Source organism: Streptomyces sp. yr375, from assembly GCF_900110755.1.
GTDB lineage: Bacteria > Actinomycetota > Actinomycetes > Streptomycetales > Streptomycetaceae > Streptomyces.
This window is the reverse complement of record NZ_FOFF01000036.1, coordinates 1-17,453: the sequence shown is the minus strand read 5'-3', so window position 1 is coordinate 17,453 and position 17,453 is coordinate 1. Positions and strand designations below refer to the sequence as shown.

Annotated in this window: 15 protein-coding genes and 3 pseudogenes; 10 read left to right on the top strand and 8 right to left on the bottom strand. The window is 70.4% G+C overall.

All coding sequences use genetic code 11. The features are described from left to right. Positions 1–135: 135 nt before the first annotated feature. The 7 genes and pseudogenes from BMZ82_RS28055 (at position 136) to BMZ82_RS28025 (ending at position 9,141) form a co-directional block, all read left to right on the top strand. On the top strand, positions 136–1,038 hold the full coding sequence (locus BMZ82_RS28055) for a winged helix-turn-helix domain-containing protein (RefSeq protein ID WP_256252147.1): 903 nt from the start codon (positions 136–138) through the stop codon (positions 1,036–1,038). Between the two features lie 333 nt (positions 1,039–1,371). Continuing rightward, complete coding sequence (locus BMZ82_RS28050; protein ID WP_093780184.1) at positions 1,372–3,507, top strand: phosphotransferase family protein; 2,136 nt, start codon at positions 1,372–1,374, stop codon at positions 3,505–3,507. A gap of 71 nt (positions 3,508–3,578) precedes the next feature. Next, entirely contained in the window at positions 3,579–4,238 is a 660-nt protein-coding gene (locus BMZ82_RS28045) for a TetR/AcrR family transcriptional regulator (protein WP_093780183.1), read from the top strand. 85 nt (positions 4,239–4,323) lie between these two features. Further along, positions 4,324–6,390, top strand: coding sequence for a HelD family protein (locus tag BMZ82_RS28040; RefSeq protein ID WP_093780182.1), 2,067 nt, complete (start codon positions 4,324–4,326; stop codon positions 6,388–6,390). Positions 6,391–6,439: 49 nt separating this feature from the next. Continuing rightward, on the top strand, positions 6,440–6,934 hold the full coding sequence (locus BMZ82_RS28035) for an HAD domain-containing protein (RefSeq protein ID WP_093780181.1): 495 nt from the start codon (positions 6,440–6,442) through the stop codon (positions 6,932–6,934). A gap of 59 nt (positions 6,935–6,993) precedes the next feature. Next, positions 6,994–8,256 carry an MFS transporter gene (locus BMZ82_RS28030; RefSeq protein ID WP_256252146.1) on the top strand — a complete coding sequence of 421 codons (1,263 nt, stop codon included), beginning with the start codon at positions 6,994–6,996 and terminating at the stop codon, positions 8,254–8,256. Positions 8,257–8,282: 26 nt separating this feature from the next. Then, a pseudogene (locus BMZ82_RS28025) lies at positions 8,283–9,141 on the top strand (GNAT family N-acetyltransferase). A gap of 65 nt (positions 9,142–9,206) precedes the next feature. Here the strand turns inward: BMZ82_RS28025 and BMZ82_RS28020 are convergent. Together BMZ82_RS28020 and BMZ82_RS28015 are read right to left on the bottom strand one after the other, a co-directional pair. Next, positions 9,207–9,326: pseudogene (locus BMZ82_RS28020) on the bottom strand (ATP-binding protein); the annotation flags it as partial. Between the two features lie 94 nt (positions 9,327–9,420). Next, complete coding sequence (locus BMZ82_RS28015; protein ID WP_093780179.1) at positions 9,421–10,113, bottom strand: TetR/AcrR family transcriptional regulator; 693 nt, start codon at positions 10,111–10,113, stop codon at positions 9,421–9,423. A gap of 53 nt (positions 10,114–10,166) precedes the next feature. Between BMZ82_RS28015 and BMZ82_RS28010 the strand changes: the two genes are divergently transcribed. Continuing rightward, a complete protein-coding gene (locus tag BMZ82_RS28010) occupies positions 10,167–11,444 on the top strand; it encodes an FAD-dependent oxidoreductase (protein ID WP_256252145.1) in 1,278 nt (425 codons plus the stop codon). On the opposite strand, the gene BMZ82_RS28005 is transcribed toward BMZ82_RS28010, so the two are convergent. From BMZ82_RS28005 to BMZ82_RS27990, 4 genes and pseudogenes are all read right to left on the bottom strand, one after another. After that, positions 11,350–12,246 carry an aminoglycoside phosphotransferase family protein gene (locus tag BMZ82_RS28005; protein ID WP_093780178.1) on the bottom strand — a complete coding sequence of 299 codons (897 nt, stop codon included), beginning with the start codon at positions 12,244–12,246 and terminating at the stop codon, positions 11,350–11,352. The genes BMZ82_RS28010 and BMZ82_RS28005 overlap by 95 nt on opposite strands. A 46-nt stretch (positions 12,247–12,292) precedes the next feature. Continuing rightward, positions 12,293–12,766 carry a GNAT family N-acetyltransferase gene (locus tag BMZ82_RS28000; protein WP_093780177.1) on the bottom strand — a complete coding sequence of 158 codons (474 nt, stop codon included), beginning with the start codon at positions 12,764–12,766 and terminating at the stop codon, positions 12,293–12,295. Beyond that, positions 12,763–13,281 carry a hypothetical protein gene (locus BMZ82_RS27995; protein WP_093780176.1) on the bottom strand — a complete coding sequence of 173 codons (519 nt, stop codon included), beginning with the start codon at positions 13,279–13,281 and terminating at the stop codon, positions 12,763–12,765. Before BMZ82_RS27995 ends, BMZ82_RS28000 begins: the two co-directional genes overlap by 4 nt. A 531-nt stretch (positions 13,282–13,812) precedes the next feature. After that, positions 13,813–14,346 (bottom strand): annotated as a pseudogene (locus tag BMZ82_RS27990) (PP2C family serine/threonine-protein phosphatase); the annotation flags it as partial. Here BMZ82_RS27990 and BMZ82_RS27985 point away from each other — a divergent pair. Together BMZ82_RS27985 and BMZ82_RS27980 are read left to right on the top strand one after the other, a co-directional pair. After that, a complete protein-coding gene (locus BMZ82_RS27985; protein ID WP_093780175.1) occupies positions 14,296–14,718 on the top strand; it encodes a Tn3 family transposase in 423 nt (140 codons plus the stop codon). The pseudogene BMZ82_RS27990 and the gene BMZ82_RS27985 sit on opposite strands and share 51 nt — an antisense overlap. Before the next feature lie 438 nt (positions 14,719–15,156). Then, on the top strand, positions 15,157–16,338 hold the full coding sequence (locus BMZ82_RS27980) for an adenosylhomocysteinase (protein WP_093780174.1): 1,182 nt from the start codon (positions 15,157–15,159) through the stop codon (positions 16,336–16,338). A 136-nt stretch (positions 16,339–16,474) separates the two neighbouring features. Here BMZ82_RS27980 and BMZ82_RS39775 read toward each other — a convergent pair whose 3' ends face one another. Together BMZ82_RS39775 and BMZ82_RS27970 are read right to left on the bottom strand one after the other, a co-directional pair. After that, on the bottom strand, positions 16,475–16,963 hold the full coding sequence (locus BMZ82_RS39775; RefSeq protein ID WP_256252144.1) for a GAF and ANTAR domain-containing protein: 489 nt from the start codon (positions 16,961–16,963) through the stop codon (positions 16,475–16,477). Between the two features lie 166 nt (positions 16,964–17,129). After that, on the bottom strand, positions 17,130–17,453 hold a 324-nt coding region (locus tag BMZ82_RS27970; RefSeq protein ID WP_143098924.1), incomplete at its 5' end, for an integrase core domain-containing protein.

Below are 17,453 nucleotides of genomic sequence, written 5' to 3'. Positions count from 1 at the left end.
GTCAACTGTCGGTCCAATTGGACTGGTTGACTTGAAGTGGATTTCCCCGGACTGGTTGATCCTTAATCTGGCCGAGTTGTCCGAGACTTGACCGACAATGGTTTGCCGGTGGACGGATGGCGGTACGGTCGCCCTGTGGGAGCGCAGCAGAGCGGCAGCAGCGGCAGTGGTGACGGAGGCGGCAGGGAGTTCCACCGGGTCGCCGACGCGCTGCGCGCCCGGATGGCCGACGGGACGTATCCGCTGAACTCCTTCCTGCCGCCGCAGCGCCAGCTCGTCGACGAGTTCGGGGTCTCCCGCGACACCGTTCAGCGCGTGCTGCGGGAGCTGGCCAACGAGGGCTGGATCGAGACCCGGCAGGGCAGCGGCTCCCGGGTCGTCGGCGACACGGTGGTCAAGACGCAGCGCATCCGGTCGTACACGCCGAAGGCCACCCGGCAGCGGCAGGGGTCGACGCTCGGGCCGCTGCTCAGCGAGGCCTTCGAACAGCCGGACGTCACCCTGGACGTCTACACGCTGACCTCCGAGTCCCTGGACGCCCACATCCGGCTCCAGGCCGAGCGGATCCGGCGCGGCGACATCGCCCCCCGGCACATCGGCCTGCGGATGCTCCTGCCCGCGCCCGACGTGTACCTGCCCTACCCGAGGGTCAAGGACGACAAGGACGACCAGCGGCTGCGCGCCCGGCTGAACGAGATCACCACCCGGCACACCAAGTCGCTGCTCGAGGTGTTCAAGGGCCTGGAGGTCGAGGAGATCGTGCCGTCCGTCGACGTCCGGATCCGGCGCGCGCCCCTGGCCCCCCTCCTCAAGCTGTACGTCATCAACGGCACGGAGGCGCTGCTCGGTCCCTACGAGGTGATCGAGCGGCCCATCGAACTGGAATCCGGCGAGGTCGTCATCGCCCACGACGTGCTGGGCGTCGGCGCCACGCTCACCCACCATGTGAAGGACGACGACCCGGACTCACCGGGCTCCGTGTTCATCGAGACCTGGCAGTCGTGGTTCGACTCGGTGTGGGATCGACTGGCCGAATAGTGGCCATTCGTTGCGCTAGCATTCCCCAATCGCGCGAGCAACCGCTCCCGTCCCCACGTTTGAGACGGCGAGAAACAACCGTTTCGATCACCGTCTCGACAACCGTTTAGACAACCGTTTCGAACGTCTTCTTGACCATCGTCTCGGCGGCCTGACGCGGCAGAGTGGCAGACCACCCGTTGTGCTCACCTGATCCTCGCTCCGGTCGTGCGGCGCAGGTCCCTTTGCCCCACCCGTCAGCGCGAGTATCCGGAGCGGCCAGTGGTCGTCGACCCCCTTGTACCCCGACGTGTCGTGGGGGAACGAGCCGCTGCTGCCGCGTCCGCCGCCGCCGTGTCCAGCGCGCTGCCGGCCTTCGTGCGGGCGGCGGAGGCGACGAAGGAGACCAGCGGTCACCACAACCGCAACCATGTGCTGCCGCTGACCCCGCAGTTGGCCCGGCTGCTGGGGCGCGAGGCCGGCACGCCGGTGACGGTGCGCATCCCGCGCGCCGACGCGCTGCCGGTGGTGATCAGAACCTGGCAGGACGAGGCGGCGATCCTGCGCGCCGTGCGCAGCGCGCTGTCCCACGCCCCCGAGTGCCTGGTCAAGCGCCCGGGGTACGCCATCCACAACTATGTGGAAGGCGTCCCGCTCTCCACGGTCTGCGGAAACGGCAAGCCCGTCGACACGCTGCTCATGCAGGCGCTGGTCGAGCTGCTGGCCCGGATGACGCAGGTGCGGCGGGCGGCGCTGCCGCCCCTGCCGAGCTGCTGGCCCGCCAACCACAGCGACAGCCAGGCCTTCCTCAAGACCCTGGTACGGCTCGCCGACGAACAGATCCGGACGCCCAACTGGGCTGAGTTCGGTGGCCTGTTCAAGGCGCTGGGCATCTCCGACGACGCCATGGTCCGGCTGTCCGAGCGGGTGCCGTCGATGTCCCGCCGCCCCTACAGCCTGCTCCACGCGGACCTGCACCGCGACAACCTGATCGTGTCCTACGACGCGGCCCCGCCCCTCGTCTGCGTGGACTGGGAACTGGCCACCTACGGCGACCCCTTGCACGACCTCGCCACCCATCTGGTGCGCATGCGCTACCCGCAGCACCAGTGGTCGGAGGTGATCGACGCGTGGGCCGACGCCATGGGCGAACTTCAGCCCGGCGCGGTCAAGGGGCTGGCCAGGGACCTGCGCCACTACCTCGACTTCGAACGCGCCCAGTCCGTCTACCCCGATGTCATGCGCGCCGCACGGTCGTTGCAGGGGTCCTTCACCCAGCGAAGCCTGGACGAGGCCACCTCGGAGGTGCGCCGGGCGCTGGAGACGGCGGCGGGGCCGCTGCGGCTGAGAAACGTTCCGGCGGAGGACGAGATCGAGCGCGCGCTGTTCCGGTGGCTGGCCTCGCGCGGCGACGGGGACGTCAGCGGTCGCCACTGGATCGCGAAGGCCTGCGACTGGCGTCCCGACCCGCGCTTTGCCGAACAGGCCGCCTTCCCCGCGTCCGCGGTCCGTGACGCCCTGCTCGCCGAGGGCGCCGCCCCCGCGCACCGGGTGTTCAAGGGCACCGGCCACCTCAACTCGGTGGTCCAGGTCCCGGGCGTCGGAACCCCCGTCGTCGTACGCCGCAAACTGGCCAACGTCCTGCGCCGGGAGCCCTCCTATCTGAGCGAGCACGTCGTCCTGCGCGCGATCCAGGCCTCGGGCGTGCGGGTGGCGGCGCCGCAGGTGCTGGCGCTGGGCGAGAGTTATCCGGACGACGCCTTCAGCATCCACACGTACGTCGGCACCCGCATCGACCAGCCGCCCAGCCATCCGGTGAACGGCCTGCTCCCGCACGAGGCGGACGCGCTCGTTGACCAACTGTGCGAACTCACCGGCGTGGACCACCGGTTGATCGACCCGCAGGCCGGGGGCATCGACTTCAACGACTGGCTGAAGGAACAACTCGTCGGCCTGGTACGAAACTTGCCGAAGGAGTCCCTCCAACTGGCCCGCACGCTCGGCCTGCCCGACGAGCGGCGGCTGCGGGAGATCCTGTCCCGGCACCGGGTCAGCCGCCGGGCGCCGGCCCTGCTGCACGGCGACCTCAACCCGTGGAACCTGGTCCGCCGCACCGACGAGCTGGCCCTGACCATCATCGACTGGGAGATGGCCCTCGTCGGCGACCCGCTCTACGACCTGGTCCGGCACATGCACCTGACACCGACCCGGCCGGAGATCCGGACCCGGATGTTCCGGCGCTGGGAGGAGACGCTGCCGAAGCGGTACACGAAGGACTGGGGCAGGGACTGGTCCGTCTACCGCTGGATCGAGATCGTCCGCTCCGCGTACATCGACCTCGACCGCCTGGCGACCCGCGCGAGCCTGGACGCCCCCAACGTCCGCCGAGCCGTCGACTCCTACGCCGGCACCCTCGCGGCGGCCACGGCCTGCCTGGGCCTCCCGGTGTCGAGAACGGCGAACCCTTATCTGGCGCGGGCGCTGGGGTAGGCGGGACGGATGGGGCCGGAGGGGGGGGCGGATGGGTCCGGAGGGGGAATCCGCCGCCGTAGGCTCGCTTCATGAGTGAGACCGGGCTCGGGCTGCGTGAGCGCAAGAGGCAGCGGATGTACCAGGCCGTGTCGGACGTCGCCGTCCGGCTCTTCATGGAGCGCGGCTTCGACGCGGTGTCCGTCGCCGAGGTCGCCGCCGCGGCCGAGATCTCCAAGCCGACCCTCTTCCGGTACTTCCCGACCAAGGAGGACCTGGTCCTGCACCGGATCGCCGATCACGAGCAGGAGGCGGCGCGGATCGTCGTCGCGGCGCGTGCCGAGGGGGTGGCGCCGCTGCCCGCCCTGCGCCGCCACTTCCTCGACGGACTGGCCGCCGACGACCCGGTCACCGGCCTCAACGACCACCCGAACGTCCGCGCCTTCTACGACCTCCTCTACGGCACCCCGTCCCTGGTAGCCCGCCTGTACGGCTACCTGGAACGCTCGGAAGCGGCCCTGGCGGAAGCGCTCGTCGCCTCTATGGGGGACGGCGTCGGGGAGGGCCTGCCCGATGCCCTCGATGCGCGGCTGGCGGCCGGCCAGATCATCGCCGTCCGGCGGATCCTCGCCGAGGAGAACTGGCGGCGGATCGCGGCGGGGGAGCGGCTGGAGGACGTACGGGGCGAGGCGGTAGAGGCGGCGGAACGGGCGTTCGCGGTGCTGGGAGCGGGACTGCCACGCCTGACCTGATCACCGAACCGCCCGATGGCGATGGATATTGTCGACACTCGGTAAAAGATGTAACTCGGTAATATTATTCGTTACTGTTGCTTGCATGACGGCACCCGACCTCGACACCGCCCTCCACCAGGAACGCGCCCACCACGACACCTGCCGTGCCGCCCTCGCCGCGATGGTCGAGGGCGCCGACCTCCAGGTGGTCACCGGCGAGGACGTCTCCGCGTCCGGCGCCGACGCGGAAGTCCTCGGCTACCGGCTGCGCAGTCACGCCAAGGCCCTGCACGAGCTGCCCGAGGGCCCGCTGTTCTTCGGCCGGCTGGACTTCGCGCACGGCACGGGCGACGAGCACGCGGGTCTCGCCCACCACATCGGCCGCCTCCGCATCAGCGAGCACCCGGCCGCCCCGCCCCTCGTCGTCGACTGGCGGGCCCCCGTCTCCCGCGCCTTCTACCAGGCGAGCGCCCGCGACCCGCAGGGCGTGGCCGTCCGGCGCCGGTTCGGCTGGGCCCCCGCCAGCCGGGGCGACTCCACCGACCTCACCGGCCTGGAGGACGAACACCTCGGCGCTGGCGGGCGGTTCGACGTCCGGGACGGCGAGGTCGGGCGGCCGGACGGCATCGTCGCCCGGGAGATCGAACGCCCCCGCGTCGGCCCCATGCGCGACATCGCCGCGACCATCCGACCCGAGCAGGACGACCTCGTACGAGGAGACCTCGCCGCGTCGGTGTGCGTGCAGGGCGCGCCCGGCACCGGCAAGACCGCCGTGGGCCTGCACCGGGCCGCCTACCTCCTCTACACCCACCCGCGCCGCATCCAGCGCGGCGGCCTGCTGATCCTCGGCCCCAACCGCGCCTTCCTCACGTACATCGCGGAGGTCCTCCCCTCCCTCGGCGAGACCGGCGTACGGCAGTCGACGCTCCACGACGAGATCGCCCGCCACCCGGTGACCGCCGTGGACCCCGACCACACCGCCGCCGTCAAACACGACGCCCGGATGGCGGAGGTGCTGCGCCGCGCGGTGTACGGCCGGGTGACGGCCGACCGCGCCGAGGACCTCTCCCTCCCGGACGGCTCCTACCGCTGGCGGATCGCGGGCCGCGAACTGACGGAGATCGTCGCCGGGGTGCTCGCCGAGGACCTGCCGTACGACACCGGGCGCGAGCGGGTACGCAGCCGGATCGTCCGCCGCCTCCAGGAGCGTGCCGAACGCCGAAGCGGCACCCGCCCGCCCTCCTGGACCCGCCGGGTCGAACGGGCGCGGGCCGTCAGCGAGTGCGTAGAGGCGGTATGGCCGAAGACTCGCCCGGAGGAATTGCTGTCCCAACTCCTAACAAACAAGGAGGAGTTGACGGAGGCGGCGAACGACATCCTCTCCCCCGCCGAACAACAGTCCCTGCTCTGGCCGCGTCCGCCGCGCTCACCGAGGTCGGCGCGCTGGTCGGCCGCCGACCTCGTCCTCCTCGACGAGCTCGCCGGCCTCCTCGACCGTCCGCAGGGCTACGGTCATGTCGTCGTCGACGAGGCCCAGGACCTCTCCCCGATGGAGTGCCGGGCCGTCGCCCGCCGGATCCCGTTCGGCTCCCTCACGGTCCTCGGCGACCTGGCCCAGGGCACCACCCCCTGGGCGGCGACCTCCTGGCCGGTCCAACTCGCCCACCTGGGCAAACCGGACGCGACGATCGTCCCCCTGACCCTCGGCTTCCGCGTCCCGGCCGCCGTCCTCACCCTCGCCTCCCGCCTCCTCGACCGCCTCGACGCCGACGTACCACCCGCCCACTCCCTGCGCCGGGACGGCGAACTACGCGTCCGGCGGACCGCCGACGGCTGCGACCTGCACGCCGCGGTCGTCGCCGCCGTCCGCGACGCACTCACCCACGAGGGCTCGGTCGGCGTCATCGCCGCCGACACCCAACTCGACGCCGTCCGCACGGCCCTCACGACGGCCGGCATCCCCACCTCCGGCCCGGACGACCCCACCGCCCGCGTGACGACCGTCCCCGCGACCCTCGTCAAGGGCCTCGAGTACGACCACGTGATCGCCGTAGAACCGGCAGCCATCGCAGAATCGGAACAACGCGGCCTGAACCGCCTGTACGTCGTCCTGACCCGCGCGGTGTCCCGCCTGGAGGTGATACACGAACGGGACCTGCCATGGACGTGACGAGACGGGCCGTGCCGCGCCGCGATGTGACCGGGCATCCTGGACGGTGATGCTGCTCTATCTCGATGTCGACGGAACGCTGATCCCGTTCGGGGGCCAGGCTCCCCACCCGGAGTACGGGGAACCGTCCCCCGAACACCCGCTGCTGTCCCGCCTGGACCCGTCCCTCGGCCCCCGACTGCTGTCCCTGCGCTGCGAGTTGGAGTGGGCGACGACCTGGCTGGACGACGCGAACACCGTCCTGACGCCACGACTCGGCCTGCCCACGCTGCCGGTGGTGCGGTGGCCGGAGGACGAGGATGACGAAGCGGTACCGGCACCGGGGGGCGGCGGCGTGCACTGGAAGACGCGGGTGCTTGTCGCCCGGGCCGCCGGTCGTCCGTTCGTCTGGCTCGACGACGAGATCACCGACGCCGACCGCGTCTGGACGGCCGCGCATCACCCCGGCGCCGCGCTCCTGCACCGCGTTGACCCCGCCCGAGGCCTCACGGACGCGGACTTCGTGGTCGTGGAGGAGTGGATCGGCGGGCGGCGAGGGGGGTAGGTCTGGAAACCGGAAAACCCGTCGATGCGGTGGGCCGGGGCGTCGTAGGGTGCCGGGCTGTGACGGTTTCTTCGGTGGGCGGGGCGTCGCTGTGGAGTGACCGGCAGTTCGTCCTGCTCGCCTGCGCGCGGGTCGTTTCCGTGCTGGGCAACGGGTTCGCGCGGGTGGCGCTGGCGTTCGCGGTGCTTGCGCTGCCGGGGGCCAGTGCGGGCCGGCTGTCGCTGGTGGTGGCCTGCCAGGCGTTGCCGCAGTTGGTGTTCATCCTGGTGGGCGGGGTGATCGCGGACCGTATGTCACGGTCGCGACTGATGGTCCTGGCCGACGTACTGGGCGCGGGGGCGTACGCGGGGCTCGCCACCATGGTGCTCACCGGTCACGCCCCGCTGCCGGCGATGTGCCTGCTCGCGATGGCGGCCGGAACGGCGACGGCGCTGTTCGCCCCGGCGATGGACGGCCTCGTACCGCTGGTCGTGCCCGCGGACCGCCTCCAGCAGGCCAACGGACTGCTGCGGATGGGCACCAACAGCTCGCTGCTGCTGGGCCTGGCGTTGTCCGGGGTGACCGTCGCGCTGGTGGGCGCGGGCTGGGCGCTCGCGCTCAACGCGGCGTCCTTCGTCGTCAGCGCGGCGCTGACCGCCCGGCTGCGACTGGCCGCGCGACCGCGCAAGCGGGCGTCGGGCTGGGTCGACCTGAGAGAGGGGTGGCAGGAGTTCGCCTCCCGGCAGTGGCTGTGGGTCGTCGTCGCCCAGTACTCGGTCGTCGTCGCCGCGCTCAACGCCAACCTCGGGGTGCTCGGCCCCCTGACCGCCGAACAGCACCTCGGCGGGGCACGGGCGTGGTCGGTCGTCGTGGCCGCACAGGCCGTGGGCACCATCGCCGGCGCGGGACTCGCCACCCGGGTACGCGTGAAACGCCCCCTGCTGGTGGCCGTACTGTGCACGTTTCCGGCCGCCGTACCGATCGCCCTGCTCAGCGCCCGAGCCCCGGTCTGGCTGATCGCCGCGGCCATGTTCGGCGCCGGGATCGCCAGCGACGTCTTCGGCGTGCTGTGGGCCACCACCATCCAACGCGAGATCCCGGAACGCGTCCTGTCCCGAGTCAGCTCCTACGACTGGTTCGGCTCCCTCGCCTTCGCCCCACTGGGCCTGCTCATCGCCGGCCCCCTCGCCACCACCGCAGGCACCGCCCCGACCCTGGCCGCCTGCGCGACCCTGATCGTCCTGTCCACCACAGCAGCCCTCCTCGCCCCCCAGGTACGCAACTTGCGCACCACCACCGAGACACCTTCTGCCACGGTGGTTTCCTCGGAGAGCGCCCGCTGACCACGACGCCTTGGGGATCATGAAGGATGCGCCCGGATGACTGGCACCTCACGGAAGACGTCGACGGCTTTCTCGCCCGAGCCGGGGAGTTCCTGTGCTCACGGCCCGTCCGGCACCTCGTGTCGCTGACAGTGACCGAGAGGCTGCGGACGCGGGGCGGCCGCGTACGGCACCGGAGCTCCTCTCCTCGGCGGGCTGGAGCGCGCGGGTGAGGTCCGTGCGACCTGCTACCGCATCCCGTCCCGCGGACTGGGCCTCACCCCCCTCACCTCCGAGGAGGCGGACGCCCTCGCCGCTCGCCTGGCCGCCCTCGGGCACTCCCTTCCCTACGTCAGCGCGGACCACGGCACCGCGGCCGCCTTCGCCGAAGCCTGGCGGCGGCACACGGGCGCGACGGCGACCCTCCGCGTCCGGCTGCGCCTGTACCGCCTCGGTACGCTCACCCCGCCGGAGCCGTTCCCGGCGGGCCGGGGCCGGCGCGTGGGTGAGCGGGACCGTGAGCAACTCATGCGCTGGTGCCGGGAGTTCGCTGCGGACGTCGGCGAAGACGTCTCCATCGACGCCGACTCGTGGGCCGGCACACGCTTCGCGGACAAGCGCTACACCTTCTGGGAGACCCCGGACGGCACGCCCGTCTCCATGGCGGGCCTGAACCCGATGGTCGCGGGCCAAATCCTCCAGGTGGACCCCGTCTACACCCCGTCCGACCTGCGCGGTCACGGCTACGCGGGCGCCGTGACGGTCGAGGTGAGCCGCGCCGCCCTGGCCGCAGGCGCCACAGAGGTCGCGCTGTTCACGAACGCCGCCAACCCCACCAGCAACGCCCTCTACCAGCGCCTCGGATACCGCCCGGTCACGGACTGGGCCGCATACGACTTCGCGTGAGCCGGCAGCGCCCTGCGCGTCGTCCGGTCCTACTCGTCCGGGTCCCAGGCGCCGAGCTGGTCGAACATGAGCGTCTCGCCGACCTTCTCGGCGTCGAACACCGGTGAATCCGGCACCAATTGCTGCACGAACACACTGGTCGTCGTCTTGCCCGCGCCATGGGTTCCGTTGAGCCATACGATCATGGGCCCCGTCGCTAGAGCCGCGATGGGGCCTCGCGTCAGGGAGTGGGCGAGGGGGCAGAACTCGACCTCGCTCACATTCGGCCGGAGTCGAGCGTCACGCCGGTGGGCGGGTGAGTCTGGTGGCGACGGCGTCGAGGATCCAGTCCAGGCCGGTGGTGAAGGATGTCTCGGCGTCCACGTCCGTGCCGTCGTGCACGGCCTTGGCCAGGGCCGGGAAGCGGCCCGTGGCCAGCATTCTCGTCACGTGCGGGCCCGAGGCGCGCTGCCAGTCGAGCTTGGACAGGCCGGTGGCGCGTTCGGCGCGCAGGTTCGCGATCTCGCGCCGGATCGCGCCGGTGGAGTAGGCGCTGACCGTCTCCACGGCGCGCATGACGGTGTCGATGTCGGCGAGGCCGTCGAGGGCGGCCAGTTTGGCCTCGGTCACGGCGAGGCCGTGCGGGCCCAGGGTCGGGCGGCCGCCGAGCAGGTCGGCCAGCCATTCGTGGCGGAGAGCGGCCTGCCTGGTGCGGTGGGCGAGGACGCGCAGCGCCTCCCGCCAGTCACCGGGCTGCTCCGGGGGGAGAATCTCGGCGTGGACCTCGTCCACCATGAGGTCGAACAGCTCCTCCTTGGTGGAGATGTAGCCGTACAGCCGCATCGGGCCGGCGTTCAGCCGGGCGGCGACCTTGCGCAACGACACCGCCTCCAGCCCGCCCTCGTCGGCCAGCGCGACGGCGGCGGCGACGATCCGCTCCCGGTCGAGCGGCACGGGAGGAGTCGGCGGCTCCGGCCGGTCCCACACAGTCATGGTCACATCGTACTGTTGCGATGCGCTGTATTAGCGCAATACAGTGTATCGGCATGAGACATCGCATCGCAGTGGTCGGGAGCGGCCCTGCCGGCCTCACGTTCGCCCGCGTCCTGCACCGCCATGGCCACCCCGTCGCCGTCTTAGAACGCGATCCCGCCCCCGACGCCCGCCCCCCGGGCGGCACGCTTGACCTGCATGAAGGGCTCGGCCAGCTCGCGCTGGACAAGGCGGGGCTGCTCGCGGAGTTCCGGGCGCTGTCCCGCCCCGAGGGGCAGGCCATGCGCATCCTGGACACGGACGGGACCGTCCTGCGCGACTGGTCACCGGGACCGGACGACCGGGCCAATCCCGAGATCGACCGCCGGCAACTCCGCGACCTGCTGCTCGGCCCACTCGACGTCCAGTGGGGCCGGGCCGTGACGCAGGTGGTGCCGGGGAAGGAACAGGACGATCGGGACGGTGTCCTGGTCCGTTTCGCGGACGGGCGGCAGGAGACCTTCGACCTCGTGGTCGGCGCGGACGGCGCCTGGTCCCGGATCCGCCCGGCGCTCTCGTCGGCGACGCCGCACTACACCGGCGTCACCTCGGTCGAGACCTCCCTCGACGACGTCGACACCCGCCACCCCGACCTCGCCCGGCTGATCGGCGACGGTTCCGTGGCCGTGTACGGCGTGAACCGGGCTCTCGTCGCTCAGCGCAACAGCGGCGGCCACGCCAAGGTGTACGCCCAGTTCCGCGCACCGCTGGACTGGCACACGCACCAGGGCCTGGACCGGGACCTGGCCGACGTCGAGGCGGCGCGATCGAGCCTGCTGGCCCTGTTCGACGGCTGGGCCGCTCCCGTCCTCGACCTCCTCCGCCACGGCACCGCTTTCGTCCACCGCCCCCTCCACGCCCTGCCCGTGTCCCACACCTGGACCCACGTCCCCGGGGTGACGCTCCTGGGCGACGCCGCCCATCTGATGCCCCCGTTGGGGGCGGGCGCGAACCTCGCGATGCTGGACGGCGCCGAACTCGCCGAGTCCATAGCGACCGCCACCGCCACCGCCACCGGTACCGCTTCCGGCCCTGGCCTCGGCCCTGGAGACCTGGACGAGGCCGTCCGAGCCTTCGAAGAACAGATGTGGGCACGGGCCGGCAAGTGGGCGAAGATCACGACCGCCGGCCTGGAACGCCTCGTAAGCCCGGACCCCACCGAAGCCCTCACCCTCTTCGACCAGGTCCAGCCCGACATCACTCCATCGACTCCAGAATGCGGTCGAGTGTCCGGCGCCCCATTCTGCTCATCGTCGGATTGCTCTCGATGTAGTACCAGACAACACCCATAGCCTGTTGGAACGCCCACGCTTTCCCGCGCTCCCATTCCGGATCGTCGCAGTCCAGTCTCCGCCGGAGCACTTCCCGCGGGCCTGGCTGCAACAGGTGCCAGGCGCTGACCAGATCCAGCGCCGGGTCGGCCGGTCCGAAGCCGCCGGTGTCGAGTACGCCGCTGAGCCGGTCTCCCGCGACCAGCACATTGCCGGGAATCAGGTCACCATGGCTCATCACGTCGGCACCGGTGCGTGGCAACTCCCGGAAATGGCTCCATATCTCGCGCAGCCGGGGCACATCGAGCAGTCCGTTGCTTTCTTCGAAGCACTTCGCCATCCAATCGTCGTGGTGCGCGAGAACGCCGCCACGACCTTCGCCGCTGAAAAGCCGCCCGCGCGTCTCGGCGTCCCGCAGGGCTGCGATGAAGGCCGCAAGGTCCTCGGCAAAAGCGTCCGAGCCACTCGGGTCGGCATCAAAGGCGACCGTTCCCGACACCCATGTCTGGACCGACCACGGCATGGGGTAACCCGCTCCAGGCATGCCCAAAGCGACGGGTTCCGGGGTGGGGAACCGAGACACCTGCGCCAGCTCCGCGCTCGCCCGGGCTTCCTGTTCCAGAACCGCCAGCGCCTCGGCGGCATCGGCCAGCCGCAGGGGGAAACGCGCCGAGAGGTCGTTCCCGATGCGGAAGATGGCGTTGACCGTCCCGGTCGACGGTAGGAGTCGGATCGCTTTACCGCTCCACTGAGGGAACTGTTCTTGGATCAAGGCCGCAACGATTTCGGTGGTCACGCCCACTTGGTCATCGTGCATGGTCATTTCGACATGACTCCGGGCGTCGTACGACCCTGTGAGAAGGCGATGTTCACTCGTGGCTTGGAACTGTGAGGCTGTAGCGGATTTTCTCCTTGGCGTTCGCGCCGAGGCGGTCGTAGAAGCGGATGGCTCCTTTGTTCCAGACGGGGGTCTGCCATTGGATCTCGGTGAGGCCGAGGTTGCGTGCCTCGGCCGTCACGGCATTCATGAGCAGTGCGCCGAGACCGGAGCCCCGGCTGTCGGAATTCAGGAAGAGGCAGTCCATGTGGAGGAATTCGCGGCCCTCCCAGGTGGAGACTTCGGGCGCGCAGGTGGCGTAGCCGACGACCTCCCCGTCGGGCAGCTCCGCCACCAGGCAGCGCAGCCGTGGTGTCGGGGTGGCGAAGAGCAGGGCTTCGAGCCGGTGCGCGAGGTCGGGGGCGGGCGGCGAGGCCTGTTCGTAGGCGGCGTGCTCGGCGACCAGTTCGGCGATCCGCGGCAGATCGTCGGGGCGGGCGTGCCGCACGTTCGGGGTGCTGTTCACCGGACGGTTCCCGTCAGGGTGTCGGCACCCCAGGCGGTCAGGCGGTTCGTGATCGGGCCGCTGCCGTCCAGGACATGCCGTGAGAACGCGTCGCGTTCGTGGGCCAGGATCGCGCCTTCCCAGACGCAGGGGGCAAGGCCGGTGCGGCCCGGGCGGAGCTGGTCGGCGTGTCCGGCCGGTCCGGTGAAGACGGCCAGGTCGGACATGTGCCCCTCGATCCAGCTCTGGACCAGGACGTAGTCGCCGTCGCCGCCGGCGTGCACGATCAGGACAGCGAGCCCGAGCGACCCGCGGACGCGCCCGAGTTCCAGGTGCGCCGCGGTGATCCGCAGGGCGGCGGCGATGTCCTGTTCCGTCACGGTGCGGCCTGGCGCCTGAAGGGAGTAGGCCTTCACCAGGTGGCCGCCGGCCTCTCGAGTACCTGCGGCCCGTACGGTGCGCTCATGGTGGCCCTGCGCCAGCGCGAGCAGCGCCTCCGTGTCCACTGCCGCCGGCAGTCCCTCGCGATTACTCATTCGCCCATCATGCATGCGCGCTCTCGCCGGATCCCCGAGCTGATTCAACAACAGCCGGTCGGCAGAGGCTGGTTGGGGGTGCAGGAGGGCTTCGATCTGTTTGGCAGTGGTCTCGATGGTGGTGCTGAGCGGTGTGCGGCCCGTGCCTGGTAGGGGTGCTTGCATCGGGGGGCGGGGGTGGAATTCGGCGAGGGTTTTGCGGGGCGACGGGGAGGTCGTCACTGAGGATCGACTGCCACCAATGGGCCGAGGCGAACAGGCTGATCGGCGTGATGTGTTCGGGGTAGCCGGCCGTGATCGGCCAGAGGGCCGCCGGGAGTTCGGTGCGGTGGACGAGCGGGTAGTGGCGGTGGGCCGGACCGCTCCGGAGCTTGCCGGCGGCGTCGTAGCAGCGGGCGATGAGGGGCGGGCCGTAACGTCGTCGCAGTCGCCGGCAGCGGTCTTGGGTGCGGCGGACATCGGGGGTCCGGGGCAGGTCAAGTTGTTGTTCGGGGGCGAAGACGTGCTGTCGGCCCGGCATGCCGCTCGCTCCTACCGCTGGAGCTCCATGACGTCGGCGACTACGCAACTGACGTTGTCCGGGCCGCCGGAGCCGTTGGCGAGGGTGATGAGTTCGCGGACGGCTTGCTCGGGTTCGCTGATCTCGGAGAGCGCTCGGTGGATGTCTTCGGTCGGCACGACGGTCGACAGACCGTCGGAGCAGAGCAGATATCGATCCCCCCGCTGGGCGTCGTGCAGGCGCATGTCAGTGGTCGTGTCGGCTCCTTGGCCCAAAGCCCGGACCAGCAGCGACCGCTGGGGGTGGGAAGCGGCTTCTTCCGGGGTGAGCCGTCCTTCGTCGACCATCGACTGGACAACGGTGTGGTCGTGCGTGATCTGGCACAGTTCTCCGTCGCGCAGAAGGTAGACGCGGGAGTCGCCGATGTGGACGAGGCCCAGTTGCGATCCGGTCCAGAGCATCGCGGTGAGTGTCGTGCCGGTGTCTTCGGGCGAAGAGCCGGTTCCGGCAACGTCGTGCACGGCCTGTTTGGCCTGTTCGATGACGTCTTCGAGGACGTTGAGGAGATCGACTCCGAGGCATACCGGCGCTTGATCGGTGTGCATCTGAACATCGGCGAAGGCCGCCACGCGCTCGGGCGCCGGATCTTCTTCGGGCGTCTCGGCGAGCTCAGGCACGGATATAGGGACGGGATGGAGGACCAGCTCGGAGCACTGGGTATGGCGATGAACTCGGTGGTGTGGTGGAACACCCTCTACATGGACGCCGCGGTCAAGGAGCTGGAAGCCGGCGGGCTGACCGTCTCCCAGGAGATCCGCTCCCGTCTCTCCCCGCTGGTGCATGAGCACATCAACTTCCACGGGCGGTATCCGATCGTCCGCTCGCACAGCGACGGTGCCCTGCGGGCACTGCGGGACCCGAACACCGCCGAGGAATAGCCCCCGTGCAGCGGTGCCGTCTTCGTACGGACGGGCCCGCACCTCGCTGCCGTCTGGTCGCGCTCGGCGAGCGGGCCGCCGCGACGGAGGCGGTGCCTGAGCTGCCGGTCCCCACGCGACTGCCGCCGGGCCGCCCGCTCACCGGCCTGCGGCGATGACCTTCGAGCGCGGTGCGGGGTGCTGGCGCCGTGGTCCTGTTTCCGAACCCGAAGGGTCTCTTGCCGCACTGGGGTTACGCGTATAACGTCAACTGTGCAGGTATGTCCGTGATCGTTCCCGGAGAGGAGGCCCCCAGATGATCATGACTGGCGGGAGCCGCCATCTGTGGATCTTCGGTGATCACTCGTACCTCAGCCAGTTCTACGGCTGACACACCGGTTCGGCTTCAGGGCACAGATGTGCCCACCTCACCGACCTCGTCAGTCAAGGAATCCCGTCATGACAACACCCGCCCCTGTCCGCTGCACGATCTCCCACGACGACACCCAGTGGGCCGCCCGTCACATGCCGATGCTCGCGGCCACCATGCAGACCCACTCGGCCGCCTTCGAGGGACGGCGTATCGGGATCTGTCTGCACATCGAGCCGAAGACCGCCGTGCTGGTGTCCTACCTGGCCCAGGCGGGCGCACAGGTCACCCTGACCGGTTCCCCCGGTACCACTCAGGAGGACACCGCGGACGCGCTGCGCGCCGCCGGCGTCACCGTCATCGGTCACCGGTCCGACGACCTCGACCAGCACCGCGGGAACATCGCGCAGGTACTGGACTCCCGGCCGGACCTCATCCTCGACAACGGCGCGGACCTGATCGAGGCCGTGATGGCCCAGGGGGGTCTTCCCGGTCTCATCGGGGCCACCGAGGAGACCACCACCGGCGGCCTGCGCATCCGATCCTGGAGCTCCCCGCCTTCTTTCCCCGTCATCGTCATCAACGACAGCCAGCTCAAGCTGCTGGTCGAGAACGAGTTCGGCGTCGGGCAGAGCGTTGTCCAGGGCTTCATGAACGCCACCAACCTCATGCTTCCCGGAGCGCATGCGACCGTCGTCGGCTACGGTCCCTGCGGGCGGGGGGTCGCCGACACACTCGCCCATCTGGGCGCCCGGGTCGCGGTGGCGGACACCGACCCATACCGCGCTCTGGAAGCGGTGATGGCGGGCCATCAGGTCGGAGAGCTGAGCGAACTTCTGCCCCGGACCCAGTTGCTCTTCCTGGCCACCGGCCACCCGGGAGTGATCGGCACAGCCGAGCTGGACGTCCTGCGGGACGGCGCGGTGATCGCCGGGGTCGGACACATGCCGTGGGAGCTGGACACGGACGCGCTGGCCGAACGCACGCGGTCCGTGCACCGATCGGGCGCCAGCGGGCAGGAACGCGCCGTCCACCGCCTCGACGACGGTCGTGAACTGGTCGTGCTCGCCGACACCAAGATGATCAACCTCACGGCGGCCAGGGGCAACCCGATCCAGGCGATGGACCTCGGACTCACCCTCCAGGCCCGCAGCCTCGCCGCGCTCGCCACGGCCACGGATCAGTCCCTCAGCTCGGGAGTGCAACCCGTCCCCGAGCCCATCGACCGGAGCGTCGCCACCGACCTGGTGTCCATACTGAGCCGTATCTGAGGTCCGCCGAAACCCGGGGGCCCACCCCGCCAGGCCGGGACCCCGGAATCGCCTGCTCCCCCGAACGATGTGATCAGGCCCCCCGGGACGCCTCGACGGCGCGATGCGGTGTGCGAGGGTCTGCGGTCGTGATCGGTCAGATCACCAGTCCGGTGAGGGGTTCGGTGCCGTCGATGAAGGCGCGGGCCAGGTCGGACAGGCGGCGGTTGTGTGCGCGGGCGTAGCCGCGCAGCGCTGTGAAGACCGTTTCCCTGTCGATGCCGATGCCGATGCCGATGTCGATGTCGAGGCGTTCGGCGAGTTTTCCCTTGGCCTGTTCGATCAGCACCCGGCTGTTCAGCGCGGTCTGGAGTTGTTCGTTGAGGACGCTGCTGCGGTCGGTGGAGCGTTGTCGCAGAAGGCTGATGGTGGCGACGTCCGCCAACGCCTGAGCGACGGGTGCGTCGACCGGGTCGAAGGGGCCGGGGCTGGTGCGGAAGAGGTTGAGTGCGCCGACGACCTCGTTCCGCAGCCGCATCGGATGCGCCTGGACGGCCGCGAAGCCGCGCTCGCCGGCCTGCGCGGCGAAGCGCGGCCACCGGTCGGCCTCGGTCGCCAGGTCGGGGACGTGCCTGACCGGAAGCACTCCCTTCGGGTGTCGGTTCGCGTCTGGGCTACCAGTTCCGCAGCGCACGGCGAGCCTCCGTGCCGTTTCGCGCGACGCTCCGATACGACCAACGGCCCTGGGTCGCACACCAGCTTCCGAGTCGCGCAGACCTTGAAGTTCCCCCCGCGAACTGGACAGCGGGTGTTTACGCTGCCGGGGCGAGGTTCTGCCTGAGCAGGGATCTCGTTTCGAGCGGGGTGACGTACCCGTAGTCGGGGTGCCGACGGAGCCGGCTGCGGTTGTACTCGACCTCGATGTAGCGGAAAACGTCGGCCCGGGCCGCCTCGCGGGTCTCCCACACGGTCGTCCCGATCTCCGCTTTCAGAATGGCGAACCAGCTTTCCGCGGCGGCGTTATCGTAACAAGAGCCGACGCGTCCCATCGACTGCCTCATGCGCAACTTGCCTATTTCGGTGCGGAATTCGTCACTCGTGTATTCACTGCCGCGATCCGTGTGCATGATGCAGAG

Bases quoted from the DNA above. Each gene is read 5' to 3' on its own strand.
- BMZ82_RS28010 (WP_256252145.1), top strand. From the start codon at position 10,167: ATGAGACATCGCATCGCAGTGGTCGGGAGCGGCCCTGCCGGCCTCACG.
- BMZ82_RS28045 (WP_093780183.1), top strand. From the start codon at position 3,579: ATGAGTGAGACCGGGCTCGGGCTGCGTGAGCGCAAGAGGCAGCGGATG.
- BMZ82_RS28040 (WP_093780182.1), top strand. From the start codon at position 4,324: ATGACGGCACCCGACCTCGACACCGCCCTCCACCAGGAACGCGCCCAC.
- BMZ82_RS27995 (WP_093780176.1), bottom strand. From the start codon at position 13,281: ATGAGTAATCGCGAGGGACTGCCGGCGGCAGTGGACACGGAGGCGCTG.
- BMZ82_RS28035 (WP_093780181.1), top strand. From the start codon at position 6,440: ATGCTGCTCTATCTCGATGTCGACGGAACGCTGATCCCGTTCGGGGGC.
- BMZ82_RS27980 (WP_093780174.1), top strand. From the start codon at position 15,157: ATGACAACACCCGCCCCTGTCCGCTGCACGATCTCCCACGACGACACC.
- BMZ82_RS28005 (WP_093780178.1), bottom strand. From the start codon at position 12,246: ATGACCATGCACGATGACCAAGTGGGCGTGACCACCGAAATCGTTGCG.
- BMZ82_RS28015 (WP_093780179.1), bottom strand. From the start codon at position 10,113: ATGACTGTGTGGGACCGGCCGGAGCCGCCGACTCCTCCCGTGCCGCTC.